Origin of the sequence: Actinoplanes sp. NPDC049598 (assembly GCF_040675435.1) — a bacterium.
Taxonomy (GTDB): Bacteria; Actinomycetota; Actinomycetes; order Mycobacteriales; family Micromonosporaceae; genus Actinoplanes.
Genome location: NZ_JBFAOX010000015.1, coordinates 112,281 through 128,018, shown reverse-complemented (window position 1 = coordinate 128,018; position 15,738 = coordinate 112,281). Strand labels below are relative to the sequence as shown.

The 15,738-nt window shown below is 70.5% G+C and carries 15 protein-coding genes; 3 read left to right on the top strand and 12 right to left on the bottom strand.

All coding sequences use genetic code 11. The features are described 5' to 3' along the window. Positions 1–52: 52 nt before the first annotated feature. The 5 genes from AB0J66_RS30885 to AB0J66_RS30865 all read right to left on the bottom strand — a co-directional run bounded on the left by AB0J66_RS30885 (position 53) and on the right by AB0J66_RS30865 (position 6,915). Positions 53–793 carry a beta-phosphoglucomutase family hydrolase gene (locus tag AB0J66_RS30885; RefSeq protein WP_364668020.1) on the bottom strand — a complete coding sequence of 247 codons (741 nt, stop codon included), beginning with the start codon at positions 791–793 and terminating at the stop codon, positions 53–55. Positions 794–860: 67 nt separating this feature from the next. Continuing rightward, positions 861–1,241: an ATP-binding protein gene (locus AB0J66_RS30880; RefSeq protein ID WP_364668017.1), complete on the bottom strand. Its 381-nt coding sequence runs from the start codon at positions 1,239–1,241 to the stop codon at positions 861–863. 224 nt (positions 1,242–1,465) lie between these two features. After that, complete coding sequence (locus tag AB0J66_RS30875; protein WP_364668015.1) at positions 1,466–2,767, bottom strand: ATP-binding cassette domain-containing protein; 1,302 nt, start codon at positions 2,765–2,767, stop codon at positions 1,466–1,468. A 132-nt stretch (positions 2,768–2,899) separates the two neighbouring features. Then, a complete protein-coding gene (locus tag AB0J66_RS30870) occupies positions 2,900–5,068 on the bottom strand; it encodes a bifunctional glycosyltransferase family 2 protein/CDP-glycerol:glycerophosphate glycerophosphotransferase (RefSeq protein ID WP_364668013.1) in 2,169 nt (722 codons plus the stop codon). Continuing rightward, on the bottom strand, positions 5,065–6,915 hold the full coding sequence (locus tag AB0J66_RS30865) for a DUF5941 domain-containing protein (RefSeq protein ID WP_364668010.1): 1,851 nt from the start codon (positions 6,913–6,915) through the stop codon (positions 5,065–5,067). The genes AB0J66_RS30870 and AB0J66_RS30865 overlap by 4 nt, the downstream gene beginning before the upstream one ends. A gap of 221 nt (positions 6,916–7,136) precedes the next feature. On the opposite strand from AB0J66_RS30865, the gene AB0J66_RS30860 reads away from it, so the two are divergent. After that, positions 7,137–7,319 carry a PspC domain-containing protein gene (locus AB0J66_RS30860; protein WP_364668008.1) on the top strand — a complete coding sequence of 61 codons (183 nt, stop codon included), beginning with the start codon at positions 7,137–7,139 and terminating at the stop codon, positions 7,317–7,319. Positions 7,320–7,499: 180 nt separating this feature from the next. Here AB0J66_RS30860 and AB0J66_RS30855 read toward each other — a convergent pair whose 3' ends face one another. The 7 genes from AB0J66_RS30855 to pdxH are packed head-to-tail and all read right to left on the bottom strand — an operon-like array spanning position 7,500 to position 13,364. Then, positions 7,500–8,264, bottom strand: coding sequence for a DUF4230 domain-containing protein (locus tag AB0J66_RS30855; RefSeq protein ID WP_364668005.1), 765 nt, complete (start codon positions 8,262–8,264; stop codon positions 7,500–7,502). 42 nt (positions 8,265–8,306) lie between these two features. Next, positions 8,307–9,470, bottom strand: coding sequence for an acyl-CoA dehydrogenase family protein (locus tag AB0J66_RS30850; RefSeq protein ID WP_364668262.1), 1,164 nt, complete (start codon positions 9,468–9,470; stop codon positions 8,307–8,309). Positions 9,471–9,491: 21 nt separating this feature from the next. Next, entirely contained in the window at positions 9,492–9,785 is a 294-nt protein-coding gene (locus tag AB0J66_RS30845; RefSeq protein WP_364668003.1) for a type II toxin-antitoxin system VapB family antitoxin, read from the bottom strand. Between the two features lie 47 nt (positions 9,786–9,832). Continuing rightward, the gene (locus AB0J66_RS30840; RefSeq protein WP_364668000.1) at positions 9,833–10,459 is read right to left on the bottom strand and encodes a nitroreductase family protein; all 627 of its coding nucleotides are present in this window, start codon (positions 10,457–10,459) and stop codon (positions 9,833–9,835) included. A 1-nt stretch (position 10,460) separates the two neighbouring features. Next, the gene (locus AB0J66_RS30835; RefSeq protein ID WP_364667998.1) at positions 10,461–11,381 is read right to left on the bottom strand and encodes an aldose 1-epimerase family protein; all 921 of its coding nucleotides are present in this window, start codon (positions 11,379–11,381) and stop codon (positions 10,461–10,463) included. 10 nt (positions 11,382–11,391) lie between these two features. Then, positions 11,392–12,711 (bottom strand): MFS transporter, encoded by a 1,320-nt coding sequence (locus tag AB0J66_RS30830; RefSeq protein WP_364667995.1) that lies wholly within the window; start codon positions 12,709–12,711, stop codon positions 11,392–11,394. After that, entirely contained in the window at positions 12,708–13,364 is a 657-nt protein-coding gene (gene pdxH, locus AB0J66_RS30825; RefSeq protein ID WP_364667992.1) for a pyridoxamine 5'-phosphate oxidase, read from the bottom strand. The genes AB0J66_RS30830 and pdxH overlap by 4 nt, the downstream gene beginning before the upstream one ends. A gap of 114 nt (positions 13,365–13,478) precedes the next feature. On the opposite strand from pdxH, the gene AB0J66_RS30820 reads away from it, so the two are divergent. Further along, the gene (locus tag AB0J66_RS30820) at positions 13,479–14,597 is read left to right on the top strand and encodes a citrate synthase 2 (protein ID WP_364667990.1); all 1,119 of its coding nucleotides are present in this window, start codon (positions 13,479–13,481) and stop codon (positions 14,595–14,597) included. Further along, positions 14,597–15,724: a phosphoserine transaminase gene (gene serC, locus AB0J66_RS30815; protein WP_364667988.1), complete on the top strand. Its 1,128-nt coding sequence runs from the start codon at positions 14,597–14,599 to the stop codon at positions 15,722–15,724. The genes AB0J66_RS30820 and serC overlap by 1 nt, the downstream gene beginning before the upstream one ends. Positions 15,725–15,738 lie beyond the last annotated feature (14 nt).

The following is a 15,738-nucleotide window of genomic DNA, read 5'->3' as shown; positions in this document are numbered from 1 at the left end:
GGTGCCTCTCGTACCTATGAGGAAGGAGAAAAGTCTTAATGACGTACGTGCATCAGCGGGTCAGGAGTTCGGACAGATCCGAGACCACAACGTCGGCCCCGTTGTCCAGAAGTGCCTGAGACTGGCCCACACGGTCGACACCGATCACGATGCCGAAGGCTCCCGCACGACCGGCCGCCACACCGGCCAGGGCGTCCTCGTAGACGGCGCAGCTCTGCGGGTCGAGCCCGAGCATCTTGGCCGCGTAGAGGAACGTGTCGGGTGACGGCTTGCCCGGCAAGCCTTGCTCGCGGGCGGTCACCCCGTCCACCCGGACTTCGATGTAGTCGGCGATGCCCGCCGCCTCCAGGACGTCCTTGCAGTTGGCGCTGGCCGACACCACGGCCCGGCGCAGGCCGGCCTGCTGAGCGGCCTTGAGGTACTCGACCGAGCCCTCGTAGACCTGGACAGCGCCTTCTTTGATCTTCTGCAGGACGAGGATGTTCTTGCGGTTGCCGAGCCCGTTCACGGTTTCGAGGTCGGGACCGTCGTCCGGGGTGCCCTCGGGCAGGGTGATGCCGCGGGACGCCAGGAACGTGCGCACGCCGTCGGCTCGTGGCCGGCCGTCGACGTATTGGTGGTAGTCGGCGCCGGAGTCGAACGGCACGAATTCCTGATCGTGCTGCGCCGACCACGTCCGCAGAAACGTGTCGAACGTCTGCTTCCACGCAGCATTGTGCACCAGGGCGGTCTGCGTGAGCACGCCATCAAGATCGAAAAGGCATGCGGTTACTTGAGGAGGTAGTCCGAGCACGCGCCCAATGTAGTCGCACCGCGCGGCCCGTGAGCCCGGAAGGGCACCTTCACATTCCTCAAATGGTTTACAAGCTGTTCAAAGTCTGTTGCCGCGTCGTGTCGGGCGGCGCGCCGAGGGAGATCCGCAGCCCGATCGTGGTACCGATCGGGCCGGTGGCCACGGTCACCTCGTCGCACAACTGGTACGCCAGCCAGATGCCCCGGCCACCGACCTCATAGGTCTCGGGCACCTCGGGAGCGGACAGATACCTCGCCGGTATGCCGGCGCCCGAGTCGGTCACCGAGCACCAGGCCGAGCCGCCGGCGGTCCACAGCAGCAGGCGGCCCTGGCCGCCGGCGTGCAGGACGACGTTCGTCACGATCTCGTTGACGGCGAGGATGAAGCCCTGAAGACGGTCGCCGCCCAGACCGGCGACGCGCAGCCCCGCGGTCACCTCGTGGCGCACCAGAGCGATCTCGTCCCGGCCGAAACGGCGGTCGAGCAGGTGGGGGGCGGCGGTCGATGGAGAGACAGATGGGCCCGCCGGCTCCGTGCTCGGAGCCGAACGCACTCTCTGGCCCAGTCTCTCCTCCACCGTCGTGCAGCCTACGCGGTGGGCCAACTTAGTGGCACCACGCGTCTGCGAAGAGAAGCACACCGGCGCACGGACGAAACGGTAGCGTCGCGAGGTCAGCGCCAGCCCACGTCGATCCGGGCGCCGCCCCGGCCGTCGAAGAAGTGCAGGGCGTCCATCCGGACGGCGACGTTGAGCGGGTGGCCCGCGGAGATCGCCGGGTAGGGCGCCAGCCGGACGGCCAGCTCGGCCGGGCGACGGGAGTGGCGGCCCGGGTCCAGGACGCTGTGCGGCTCGGAGTCGCGGGTCTGCACCGCGCCCCCGCCCGAACGGCCGCTGAGACGGCGCTGGAGGGCCCCGCTGAGCCGCTTGAGCGCGCCCGGCTCCTCCTGCTCGTTCTGGACCGCCGCGCCCAGCTCGTCGACCAGGATCGCGGTGGCGCCGATGTCGAGGTAGGCCAGCGACTCGTGCCCGTGGTGCTCCAGGTAGCGGATGCGGCCGCGCAGCACGTCGCCCGGTACGTCGGGCGCGACCGGGGTGAGCGCCTCGGCCCGCAGGCCGACCACGATGCGCTCGCCGTGGTAGTGCGCCACGGCCCGGCTGCGGATGTCGTTCCACGGCAGGTAGAGCGACTGCTCGCCGAAGTTGAGCTCGATGGCCCGCTCGAGGTGGACGTAGACCGAGGCCTCGAGCAGGTTCATCCGCGGCGAGCCGAGGAACGCGGCGACGTAGAGGGTGGCCGGCCGGCCGTACACCTCGGTCGGGGTGCCGACGTCCTGGAGCACGCCCTTGCGCATGATCGCGACACGGTCGGCCATGGTGAGCGCCTCGGCCTGGTCGTGCGTGACGTACATCGTGGTGACGCCCAGCTCGCGGGTCAGACCGGTGATCTCGGCCCGCAGCTCGGCCCGCAGGCCGCTGTCGAGGTTGGACAGCGGCTCGTCCATCAGGAACAGGCCGGGGCGGCGCACGATGGCGCGGCCCATCGCCACCCGTTGGCGCTGGCCGCCGGAGAGCTGGCTCGGCTTGCGCCGCAGCACGTCGCCGATGCCGAGGGCGGACGCCACGTCGCCCACCCGCTCGCCGCGCGGCTGCGGCTCCACTCCGGACAGCTTCAGCGGGAAGCCGATGTTGTCCCCCACCGACATGTGCGGATATAGCGCGAAATCCTGGAAAACCATGGCAATACTGCGATCGCGCGGCGCCAATTCGAGGACCGGATCGCCATTGAGAAGAATGTCCCCTTCGGAGGGATCTTCCAGGCCGGCGATCATTCGCAGGACGGTGGACTTGCCGCAGCCCGACGGGCCGAGCATGACCAGAAATTCACCGTCGTTGACGTCAAGGCTCAGGTTGTTGACGGCGATCGTGCCGTCGGGCCAGACCTTGGTGACGTCCTTGAGCGAGACGGTCGACACCGTCTACCTCCCCTACCGGGCGCAAGAGTGTGATCCCGGTCCCACTACGGTCCGCGACCCGCCCTATTCGACGAGGAGTATCGATGTCACGCCATCGGGTGAACGTGCCATTTGCTGAGGGTAACTGCGCGATTACCGGTTTTCGTCCAGAAATACCCGGCGAACGACGCGTTCCGCCGCGTGTCCGTCGTCGAGATAGGCGAAGCGGGCACGGAAATCTGCCCGGGCCGCTGTCGCCGTCTCATCGGCGTACGCACCTGACCGAAATATCTCGACAAGCGCGGCATAGTCGGTCGCCACGGCGCCCGGCGGCTGAGCCAGCAGATCGAAATACGTGCCCCGCAACTCCCGGTAGACCTGCCAGTCCGGCACGTAGACGACCACCGGCCGGTCGAGGACGGCGTAGTCGAACATGGCCGACGAGTAGTCGGTGAGCAGCACGTCGGCCGCCAGGTAGAGATCCTCGACCACCGGGTGGCCGGAGACGTCGACGATGCGGCCGCCGCCGGACGGCGTCTGCCCGCTCATCGAGGCCGGCACGTGGAAGTAGTGCTCGCGCACCAGCAGCACCGTCTCCGGGCCGAGGGCGGCCGCCAGCTGCTCCACCTCGAGCACGTGCTGCCCGGCCGGCAGCCACTCCCGGTGGGTCGGCATGTAGAGCACGACCCGGCGGCCGGGCGCGACGCCGAGCCGCTCGCGCATCGCCGCCGTCTCGGCCGGGGTGGCCCGGGCCAGCCGGTCGTTGCGCGGATAGCCGACCTCGAGCGTCTCGTAGTCGCACGGATAGGCCGAGTCCCACGCGATCGTCGTGTGCGCGTTCGCGGTGACGCTGAAGTCCCAGCGGTCGGCCCGGCGCATCTGACCGGCGAAGTCGTGGTCGCTCACCGCGGCCGGGTGGTCGAGCTGGTCCATCCCCATCATCTTGAGCGGGGTGCCGTGATGGGTCATCACGTGCGTGGTGCCGCGCCGCTTGACCATCCGGCGTGGCCAGTTCACGTTGTTGACCAGGTAGCGGGCCCGGGCCAGGGCCTTGTAGTACGGCAGCGTGCCGGCCACGACGTGCGGGGTGCCGGGCGGCAGCGCGCCCGCCCGCGACGGGCCGACCACCCAGACCGGCCGCAGATGCGGCGCCAGCTCGGCCGCCTTGGCCGCGATGGCGGCCGGGTTGCAGCTGACCCCGCGGAACCAGTACGCGGCGAACAGCGCCAGCGACGGGTCGACCGGCAGCCGGAGCTGGATCTGGTAGTAGAGGTGCCCGAACGCCTGCCGGCCGCGCCGGCCCAGATAGCCGGCCGAGCGCCGGACCAGCCGTTGCCCGCGCCGGACCACCTTGACCGAGGTCTCGAAGAGCCGGAAGACCCGGTACGACCCGCGGGCGACCAGCTTGTACCGGATGCCCTCGCCGCCGGACGGGATCGGATAGCCCGCCGGTGGGAGGTACTTGCGGTACATCTCAGTCATCCGGGCGAAGAACCGGGCCCGCGACTGGCGTGGCACCCGGGCGTCGTGCCGCAGCACGGCCAGGAAGTGCCAGATCATCCGGCGGAAGAGCAGCCCGCGCACCTCGTCGCCGGGCGACGCGTACTGATCGACCAGCGCCAGCGCGTGCTCCCAGTGGTCGAAGACCTCGAAGTGCCGGTCGCCCTTGGTCCGGGTGATCGCCCCGGTGCGCCGCTGGCGGTAGTGCACGCACGTGCGCGGCAGCGTGCTGATCCGCGGAGCGGCCAGCAGCACGGGGAAGCTGAACGACACGTCCTCGTACCAGCCGGCCTCGAAGACGAAGCCGAGCCGCACCAAGAAGTCCCGCCGGACCACCTTGTTCCAGGCCACGTGGAGGATCTCCAGGACCTTGGGCCACTCGTCGGCCGAGAAGACCTTGGGCGCGGCCGCAAGCTTCTTGCGGGCCGAGCCGGTCTGGACCCGCCCGTTCCAGTAGACGCGGTCCCAGCCGACGATCATCACGTCGGCCCCGGTCGAGCGCAGCCGCGCGGCCACGGCGGCCAGCGAGCCCATGGACAGCCAGTCGTCGGAGTCGACGAACCAGACGTACTCGCCGGTCGCGTGCTCGAGGCCGAGGTTGCGGGCCCGGCCCAGGCCGAGGTTCTCGGGGGCGGTCACCACCCGGACGCGGGGGTCACGCGCCGCGTACTCGGCCAGGATCGCGCCGCTGTTGTCCGGCGAGCAGTCGTCGACCGCGACGATCTCGAAGTCGGTGAACGACTGGCTCAGCATGGAGTCGAGGCATTGGCGCAGGTAACCCTGGACCTTGTAGACCGGTACGACGATGCTCAGCAGGGTCACGGGCGGGTGCCACCTGTCCGCCAGTCGGCGATCGCGTTGATCAGGAACGAGCCGCCCACCAGCGCGGCCAGCACGCCGGCGCCGATGGTGCCGACGCCGGCCAGCGCGGCCGCGGTGAGCAGGACCACGCGCCCGTCCCAGCCGAGCAGCGCGCCCCGGGCCGTCCCGGCCGGCGCGCCCTTCTCCATCCGGGCCACCAGGTCGTAGTGCCGCAGGGTGAGCGTGAAAATCAGCAGGTACGTCACGGGCGTGGGCACGTCACCGACGATGCCGGCCGCGACCACCATGAGGTATTCGGCCGCCCGCAGCGCCGCCGGGATCAGCCAGTCGAGCGGTCCGCCGTGCCGGGCCCGGGCGGGCAGGCCGGCGCTCAGCACCAGCACCGCGGCCACCGCCAGCGCGATCTTGGAGGGGCCGGACACCAGGAGGACGATCACGGCGGCCAGGGCCACCACCGCGGCCAGCGCCGCGAAGGCCAGCGGCGCCGGCCGCTGGGCCCGGCTGATCACCGTGCGGACGAGCAGGCCGTCGTCGCGGAACCGTCCGGTGTCGACCTTGTCGAGGACGCCGACGCGCATCGAGAAGGCCCGCAAGGACCGCAGAGCCAGGGTGTACGCCATCGCGAGCACCCCCCAGGCGAGCATGCCGGCCAGCGCGACCCGCCCGTCGGTGAAGACGGCCAGGACGGCCAGCAGGGCCCAGCGCTCGCCGATCGGGAAGACCACGATCCGCTTCAGCCAGTACGCGACCGAGCCGGTGTCGCCCTGCACCTTGGTCGAGGCGGCGGTCAGCCGCGCCCCGACCCCGCTCGCGGCCTGCGGCCTCGGGTGGGCCGCGGCCTCGTCGTGCAGCGCGCCGTACCAGGCGTCGGTCATGTGCCGGACGGTCTGCAGCACGATCGCGGCGATGGCCAGCGGCCAGGCGTACGGGATGCCGAGGCGCTCCGCCCCGGCGGCGAGACCGGCGTACGCCACGTACTCCTTGGCGCGGTCGGCCATCGTGTCGAGCCACCCGCCGAACGCGCCGAACCGGCGCGTGTAGCGGGCCAGCTGCCCGTCCACGCAGTCCAGGACGAAACTCAGGTAGATCAGGATGCCGCCGGCGATCATCGCGGGCCGTGAGGCCTGCCAGAACGCGAGCCCGGCGACGACCGCGAGCAGCACCGAGAGCCCGGTGACGGCGCTGGGCGACAGACCGAGCCGGGCCGAGGCCTTGGTGACGATCGGGGACCAGGTGCTCACCGCGTACGTGGTGAAGAAGTCGTCCTTCTCCTTGACCGCCAGCCGCAGCCGGGCCTTGTCCTCGTCGACGGCTTCGACAGCGCTGCGCGCGGCCGCGAGCTCGGCCTCGTCGTGCACCTGGGCGGCGCGGAGGAGCCGCACCGGCGTGGCGATCGGCACGAGACCGGCCTCGAGCAGCGCGGGCAGGAGATCGAGGCGATCGGCCACCTCAGCCAGCAGCGGCAGATCGGCCGGGGCGACACAGATCGCGCCCAGGTAGCGCACGGTGCCCGGCCCGTCGCCGGTGGGCAGCAGCTTGCCGCGGTCCTCGCGCAGGTCACCGGCGGGGTCGGCGACCACCAGGGCGGTGGTGCGCTGGGCCGGCTCGGTGGCCAGCATCCAGAGCAGACTCGGGTGCGCGACCAGGTTGTCGTCGCAGATCAGCAGCGGCTCATGCGCCTTCTCGGCCCGTCGCACGATCTCCCGGAGCGAGTCACCGGCGCCGATCCGCTCGACCTCGGTGGCGCCGGCCGCACGCAGGGCCGCGGTCAGATCGCCGGCGAGGCGCTCGCGGTCGGCCGGATCGAGGGCGTTGCCGGGGCTGGCGTGCAGGACGGCCAGCGTCACCCGTTGCCTCCTAGATGAACCGTGCCGTCAGAAAAGGACCGGCGAAGGCCGGAAATCGGCACCCAGGTTAACAGCGGAGGGCGCGAGGGTACGGGTCACCCTTACGGGAGCCGGGCCGCCCATCTCCACCTGGGGACCGAGGGCGCACGGGCACGGCGCCCATACCGTCGAAGTACGGCCGCGGCGCGGTGTCGCAGCCGTCATCCAAGGAGGAAGTCATCGTGGCTCGCCGACTCGCCCGCCCCCGGAACGACCGCTGGATCGCCGGCGTGTGCTCCGGCCTGGCCCGCCGCTTCGGCCTCTCCGCCGGCGTGGTCCGCCTGATCTTCATCGTCTCCTGCCTGCTCCCCGGCCCCCAGTTCATCGTCTACCTGGTCCTCTGGGCCCTGCTGCCCAACGAGTGACCCGGCCCCGGGCAACAAAGAAGACGCGGCACGCAACGTAATCGCCGTGCGCCGCGTCTTCTGAGATAGCTACCGGCTCGCCGGGGCCCGGGCCGCCGTGCCCGGACCCCGCGGGCCGACGACCACCGGACGCTGTCGGCCCCGCCCCCGGGCCGGCGGCGTCCGGTGCTTTGCCGGCCTTTACGGGCTGTCGAAGGTCACGGTCACCGTCGAGTAGCCGAGGCGGGTGAACAGGCTGCGCAGCATCTGCTCGGTGTTCTGCTTGGCGCGGTCGGCCAGGCCGCTCGACTGGGCGGCCTCCGTGATCTTCTGCTGCGCCATCGCATAGACCTTCTGCTGCTTGTCGGGGTCGCTCTTGAAGGCGTCACCGATGCGGTCGAGCAGGCCCCGCTCCTCGGCCACCACGTAGCTCTTCTGCATGTCGAGGGCGGCCGAGCCCTGCTCCGGCGGCGGCAGCGTGATCTTGACCGTCTTGTTGTCGTTGTCGACGACCAGCGCCTCCTCGGAGAGCTTGCTGAAGTCGACCCACTGCTCGACCGTGCCCGAGCCGACGAACAGCGTGCGCCGGTTGACCAGGAAGTCGGGGATGTTCTCCTTGTCCTCCTGCAGGTCGACGATGACCTGGAAGGTGCCGTCGGCCGCAACGTAGCGGCTCAGGTCGCGCATCGACTGCAGCAGCACCGGCTGGCTGCGGTCGGTGGTGCGGTCGCTGAACGGGTTGCCGAAGTTGGGCAGCACGTCGATCGCGCGCAGGCCGAGGCAGGCCGCGACGAGCAGCGCGAAGACGAACCCGGTGAAGATGAGCAGGCGGGCGAAGCCGCTCGGCCGAGAAGGCTGCTCCGGCGTGGTGGCGGGAGGAGTCTCGTCGGGAACGTGGGGATACTCCCGGGTCTTCTCCTCGACAGGCGAGGAGTCGGCCGGCGAGACGTCCGAAGAGTTGGCCATACCCTCACGGTACGAGGCGGGTACGACACTCGCAGTCCGCCGTCAGGCGAAAGCGTTCAATCCAGTCAATTTCTGGCCGATGACCAGCTGGTGGATCTCCGAGGTGCCCTCGTAGGTGAGGACGCTCTCCAGATTGTTCGCATGCCGCATGATCGGATATTCGCCGCTGATGCCGTTGCCGCCGAGGATGGTCCGGCAGGTACGGGCGATCGCGATGGCCTCGCGCACGTTGTTGAGCTTGCCCACGCTGACCTGCTCGGGCCGCAGCGCCCCGGCCGAGTCGCGCAGCCGGCCCAGATGCAGCGCGAGCAGGAAACCCTTCTGCAGCTCGAGCGTCATGTCGGCCAGCTTGGCCTGGGTCAGCTGGAAGCCGCCGATCGGCCGGCCGAACTGCTCGCGTGTGGCCGCGTAGTCGAGCGCCACGGCCAGGCAGTCGCGGGCCGCGCCCATCGAGCCCCAGATGATGCCGAAACGGGCCTCGGTCAGGCAGGACAGCGGCGCCTTGAGCCCGCGCGCCTCGGGCAGGCGGGCGCTCTCCGGCAGCCGTACCGCATCGAGGGTGATCTCCCCGGTGCTGGAGGCGCGCAGCGACATCTTGTGCTTGATCTCGCGAGCCGCGAAGCCGGGGGTGTCGGTCGGCACGGCAAAGCCGACCACGCCCTCCTCGGCCCGGGCCCAGATCACCGCGACGTCCGCCACCGGCGCGTTGGTGATCCACATCTTGCCGCCGTCGAGGATCCAGTCGTCGCCGTCGCGACGGGCCCGGGTCGACATGGTGGCCGGGTCGGAGCCGTGGTCGGGCTCGGTCAGGCCGAAGCAGCCGATCAGCTCGCCGGCCGCCATGCCCGGCAGCCAGCGCTGCTTCTGCTCCTCGGACCCGAAACGCCAGATCGCGTACATCGCGAGCGAACCCTGCACGCTGACCAGCGAACGCACCCCGGAGTCGGCCGCTTCCAGCTCCATACAGGCCAGGCCGTACGCGACTGCGGACGAGCCGGCGCAGCCATAACCGGTCAGATGCATGCCGAGCAGACCGAGCTGGCCGAACTCCTGGGCCAGCTCGCGGACCGGCACGCGCCCGTCCTCGTACCAGCCGGCGACCTGCGGGCGGACCCGGTCGTCGGCCACCCGGCGGGTGAGCGCGCGGATGTCGCGCTCCTCGTCGGAGAGCAGGGTGTCGACGTCCAGGAGATCCAGCGGAGCCACCATGAACGTCAAACTAGCGGGTTATTCGACGACGAGCACGCGGGCGTGGATCTGATTGCGCTGCTGCAGGGCGGCCCGCAGGGCACGATGCAGCCCGTCCTCCAGGTAGAGGGCGCCGTGCCACTCCACCACGTGCGGGAACAGGTCGCCGTAGAACGTCGAATCCTCGGCCAGGAGCTTGTCCAGGGCCAGCTCGCGTTTCGTGGTGATCAGATCGGCGAGCCGGATCGGCCGTGGCGGGATCTCGGCCCACGCCTTGAGCGTGGTGTGGTGATCGGGATAGGGAGCACCGTCCCGGACCGCCTTGAAGATCACCCCGGCTCTCCCTTCCCCTTCATCACCAACAGCCTATCCCCGTGTCATCAGGCCCATCGGCCATGATGCACCACATCTTCCACCGGACGGTGCCCGCGCTTGAGTGACGGAGACCTCTTGTCGGCTGCCCGATAGCCGACGCTCAGCGTACCGATCGGGGTGAACTCGGCCGGAACCCCGAACGCCTCCTTGACCGTCGGCACCTTCGGCACCGGCACACCGAAGAAGCACGAGCCGAGCTCCTCGTTGACCGCGCTCAGGTGCATGAGCAGGGCCGCGAAGCCGGTGTCGATGTCCCAGTAGGGCACCGGCCAGTGCTCCTCGCTGCGATCCGTCCAGCCCTTGTCGGACTGTGCGTAGCGGTCGAGGTAGACCGACTTGTTGGAGAAGCAGACGATGAGCACGGGGGCCGTCCGCATGCGGGTCAGCCAGTCGCCCTTCCACGCCTCGTCGGCCGCGGCGTCGCCGAGATCACCCTCGGTGGTCGACGCCCAGTAGAGGTCGCGGTCCTTCTGCTCGGTCAGGACCAGGAAGCCCCAGCCCTGCGAGAAGCCGGCGCTCGGGGCCCGCAGACCGTGCTTGACGATCTTGTCGACGATCTCCGGGGCGACCGGCCGATCGGGGTCGTAGCTGCGCACCATCCGCCGCTTGCGGACGACATCTTCGAAGTCCATGTCAGGCCCGGATGCCCCACGAGGCGGTCCACGTCTCGCCCGGGGCCAGCACGATCAGGTCGCGGCCGGTCCGGAACGAGTCGGGCGGGCAGGTCATCGGCTCGATCGCCACCGAGCGGCGGAACCGCTCGCCGTGCAGGGTGTCACCCGAGAAGACCTGCCAGTACTTGAACTTGTCGTCGGCCCAGACCATGACCTTGCGGTCGGACGAGGGGTCGGCGATGGTCACCTCGGTGATGCCGTCGGCGCCGTGCTCGATGTCGCCGAACGTGGTGTCGAGCACCAGGCCGCCGATGCGGCGGGGCTCGTTGAAGTCGTACTCGGTGCCGGCCACCGGGTTGGCCCCGATCGGCAGCAGCCGGCCGTCGGCCACGATCCGGGTCTTGCCCGGCACGTGCAGCAGGATGTCGTCGACGGCGACGCCGGGCAGCTCGAGGTACGGGTGCACCGAATAGCCCCAGGGCGCGTTGGCCCCGCTGTTGTTGACGACCTCCTGGTCGCAGCGCAGCCCGTCGGCCGAGACGGTCCAGGTCGCCCGCAGGGTCAGCCACCAGGGGTAGCCGATCTGGGCCGGCAGCTCGAACTGCAGGGTGACCGACGACGGCGTCCGCTCGACCTCGCTCCAGCGGGCCCAGTTGACCAGACCGTGTATGGCGTTGTGCCGGGCCGGCTCGGTCAGCGGGAGCTGGTAGGACTGCTCCTCGAAGGTGTACTGCCCGTCCCGGATCCGATTGGGCCAGGGCGCGAGGATCTGCCCGGCCGAGGCCGGCGAGAGCTCGCCGGTCTCGAAGCCGTCCAGCACCTTCACGCCGTTGGCGGAGAAGCCGCGCAGCGTGCCGCCGACCTCCACCACGACGGCGCTGTGCCCGTCGGCCTCGATGGACCACTGAGTGCCGGATTTCGCGGCTACGACGCTTGTCATGGGTTGGACATTATCTGCTCGGGCTCTCCTCGGTGCCGGCCGGCGGCTTGTAACGAATCAGAGCGGGGAAGACCAGGGCCAACACGATCGACAGACCGGCCGCCACGAAGCCGCCGCCGGCCCACGACGCGGTGGTCGAGGTGAGGTCGGCCGTGGTGCCCGCCCGCAGGTCGCCGAGGCGCGGGCCGCCGGCCACCACGACCGTGAAGACGCCCTGCAGGCGCCCGCGGAGCCGGTCGGGCGCGTAGACCTGCAGGATCGACTGCCGGTAGACCGCGCTGACCAGGTCGGCCGCACCGGCCACGGCCAGGAGCAGCAGGATCAGCCACAGGCTGTGAGCCAGGCCGGCGAAGCCGATCGCGATGCCCCAGCCGATCACCGCGACGATCAGGGCGACGCCCTGCCGCTTGATCCGGCCGATCCAGCCGGAGAACAGCCCGGCCACCACCGAGCCGATCGCTATCGCGCTGAACAGCCAGCCCACCGCCTGGTCGCCGCCGAACCGGTCGGCCGCCACCTCGGGGAACAGCGCCCGGGGCATGGCGAAGACCATCGCGATGATGTCGACCGCGAACGAGAGCAGCAGCACCGGCTGGGTGGCCAGGAACTTCAGGCCGACCAGGACCCCGCGCAGACCGGCGTTGGGCTTCTCCTCGGCCAGGTCGTGCTCGACCGGCGGGATCGCGGGCAACCGCCAGGTGGCCCAGAACGAGACCGTGAACAGCAGCGCGTCGACCAGGTAGGCGGCGATGATGCCGGTGTCGGTCGTGGTCGCCGTGAAGATCACCCCGGCCGCGAGCGGGCCGAGCACGCCGCCCGCGGTGGTGGTCGTGTAGGCCAGCGTGTTGGCGGCCGGGACGAGCCCGCCCGGCACGATCCGCGGGATGATCGCCTGCCGGGCCGGCGAGCTGATCGCGAAGCCGGCCGACTGCAGCGCGACCAGCGCGAGCAACACGTAACCGCTGTCGAGATGCAGCAGCGCCTGCACCAGCAGGCCGACGGTGGAGAGCCAGGCCAGGGTCGAGCTGGCCAGCAGCAGCTTGCGGCGGTCGACCACGTCGGCCGCGGCCCCGCCCCACAGCCCGAAGATCAGCAGCGGGACCAGGCCCGCGATGCCGAGCAGGCCCACCCAGGCCGAGGAGTGCGTGATCGCGTACATCTCGATCGGCACGGCGACCGAGGTGAACTGGAAACCGAAGAACGAGACCCCGTTTCCGATCCACATCCGCCGATACGCGACGACGCGGAGGGGCCTCAGGTCGATGAACCAGGACTTCCGCTCGCGCTCCTCGACGACCTCCGCGGCCGCTTCGACAGCGTCCTGACTCAAGGGGCCAACCTTTCCAAAACCCACAGATCCGATTCCGTACGGCGGTAGCGCAGCCGGTCGTGGAGGCGGTTGCTCCGCCCCTGCCAGAACTCCACCGTCTCCGGCCGCACACGGAGACCACCCCAGTGCGGGGGCGCCGGCACCGGCCCGTCGCCGAACCGCTCGGTCACCGCCCGCAGGCTCTCGTCGACCGTCTCGCGGTCGGGCACCACCGTCGACTGCGCGCTGGCCCAGGCCCCCAGCTGCGATCCCCGCGGCCGCGACGAAAAGTACTCCTCGGTCTCGGCCCGCGTCACCTTCTCCACCGAGCCGGTCACGATGACCTGCCGCTGCATCGGGAACCAGGGGAAGACCAGGCTGGCGTACGGGTTCGCGGCCAGCTCGGCGCCCTTGCGCGACTCGTAGTTGGTGAAGAAGACGAAGCCGCGGGCGTCGTACTCCTTGAGCAGGACCGTACGCGCCGACGGGTGACCCGACGGGGTGGCCGAGGAGACGATCATGGCGTTCGGCTCGGGCAGGCCGAACCCGGTCGCCTCGATGAACCAGGCGCCGAACTGTGTGGTCCAATCGGCGGCCATGCCGGGCTCGAGCAACGCCTCGCGCGCGGTGTAGTCGCGCCGCATGCTCGCGGGCGAGGGAGGTTCGAGGGTCACGCAACGACCGTAAGACCCATCGGCCGTCACGTCAGGTCGGTGAGGATGGGTGTCGCACAGAGCACATACAGAGCGCATCATGCGGTGTCGACCTGCCGTTACCCAGCGAGCAAGATGAAACACCTACAGCATTCGTTCACAGGGAGAATCGTGACCTTCGAGACCGAGATCGCCGAGCCGGATCAGGACGGTGGCGCGCTGCGGTACCGCGGTGTCGACATCGAGGATCTGATCGGTCAGGTCTCGTTCGGTGACGTCTGGGGACTGCTGGTCGACGGCAAGTTCGGGCCCGGCCTGCCGCCCGCCGAGCCGTTCCCGGTGCCGGTGCACTCCGGCGACATCCGGGTCGACGTGCAGTCGGCGGTGGCCATGCTCGCGCCCTACTGGGGCCTGAGCCAGCTGCTCGACATCGACGACGAGCAGGCCCGGCGCGACCTGGCCCGGGTCTCGGTGACCGCGCTGTCGTTCGTCGCCCAGGCCGCGCGCGGGCTGGGCCTGCCGGCCGTGCCGCAGAAGGACATCGACAAGGCCGGGACCATCGTCGAGCGCTTCATGCGGCGCTGGCGCGGCGAGCCCGACCCGCGGCACGTCAAGGCCGTCGACGCGTACTTCATCTCGGCCGCCGAGCACGGGCTGAGCTCCTCGACCTTCACCACCCGGGTGGTCGCCTCGACCGGGGCCGACGTGGCGGCCTGCATCTCCTCGGGCATCGGGGCGCTCTCCGGTCCCCTCGACGGCGGGGCGCCGGCCCGGGTGCTGCACATGCTCGAGGAGGTCGAGCGGGGCGGTGACGCCGAGGCGTACGTCAAGGGTGTCCTCGATCGGGGCGAGCGCCTGATGGGCTTCGGGCACCGGGTCTACCGGGCCGAGGATCCGCGCGCCCGCGTGCTCAAGCGGGCCGCCCGCGAGCTCGGCGCGCCCCGCTACGAGGTGGCCATCGCGCTGGAGCGGGCCGCGCTGGCCGAGCTGCAGGCGCGCAAGCCCGACCGGCCGCTGCCGACCAACGTCGAGTTCTGGTCGGCCGTGATCCTCGATTTCGCCGAGGTGCCCGGTCACATGTTCAGCTCGATGTTCACCTGCGCCCGGGTCGCCGGGTGGAGCGCGCACATCCTCGAGCAGAAACGCCTCGGCCGCGTCGTGAGCCCGCACGCCCACTATGTGGGACCACCGGTCCGCAAGCCGCAGCAGGTCGAGGGCTGGGCTGATTTGGCCCAGGCTGGGCTCCGCGCATAATGCTCTCCGTGAGTGACATCCGGATCCCAGACGAGATCAAGCCGGTCGACGGGCGCTTCGGCTCGGGCCCGAGCAAGGTGCGCCCCGAGGGCGTCGAGTCGCTGTCCGCGGTGTCCCGCACGTTCCTCGGCACGTCCCACCGGCAGAAGACGGTCAAGGACCAGGTGGCCCGCCTCCGGCGCGGCCTGGCCGACTTCTTCACCCTCCCCGACGGGTACGAGGTGATCATCGCCAACGGGGGCACGAGCGCGTTCTGGGAGGTCGCGACGTTCGGCCTGATCCGCGACCGGGCCCAGTTCGCCGAGTTCGGCGAGTTCGGGGCGAAATTCGCGAAGGCCGTCTCGGACGCGCCGTTCCTGAGCGAGCCCACGATCCACCAGGCGCCCGGTGGCCAGGCCGCGTTCTTGCGGGCCGAGGCGGGCGTCGACGCGTACGCCTCGGTGCAGAACGAGACGTCGACCGGAGTGGCCGTCCCGGTCCGCCGCGTGGCCGGCGCCGACCCGGGCGCCCTGCTGCTCACCGACGCCACCTCGGGCGGCGGGAGCCTCGACGTCGACCTGCGCGAGACCGACGTCTACTACCTGGCCCCGCAGAAGGCGCTGGGCTCGGACGGCGGCCTGTGGATGGCCTTGATGTCACCCGCCGCGATCGAGCGCGCCTTCGAGATCAAGGGCTCGGGCCGGTACATCCCGCAGTTCCTCGACCTGGTGACGGCGATCGAGCAGTCCCGGCTGGAGCAGACGTACAACACGCCGGCCCTGGCCACGGTCTTCCTGGCCGCCGAGCAGCTCGACTGGATGAATTCGCAGGGCGGGCTGGCCTGGGCGGTCAAGCGCAGCGCCGAGAGCGCGGCCGCCCTCTACGGCTGGGCCGACAAGTCGTCGTTCGCCACGCCGTTCGTCACCGACCCGGCCCTGCGCTCGGCCGCGGTGGCCACGATCGACTTCGCCGGCGAGATCGACGCGGCCGCCCTGGCCAAGGTTCTGCGCGCGAACGGGATCGTCGACACCGAGCCCTACCGCAAGCTCGGGCGCAACCAGCTGCGGATCGCCCTCTACCCGACCGTCGAGCCGTCGGATGTGAGCGCGCTGACGGCCGCGGTCGACTACGTGGTCGAACGTCTCTGACCACCCCACGCGAA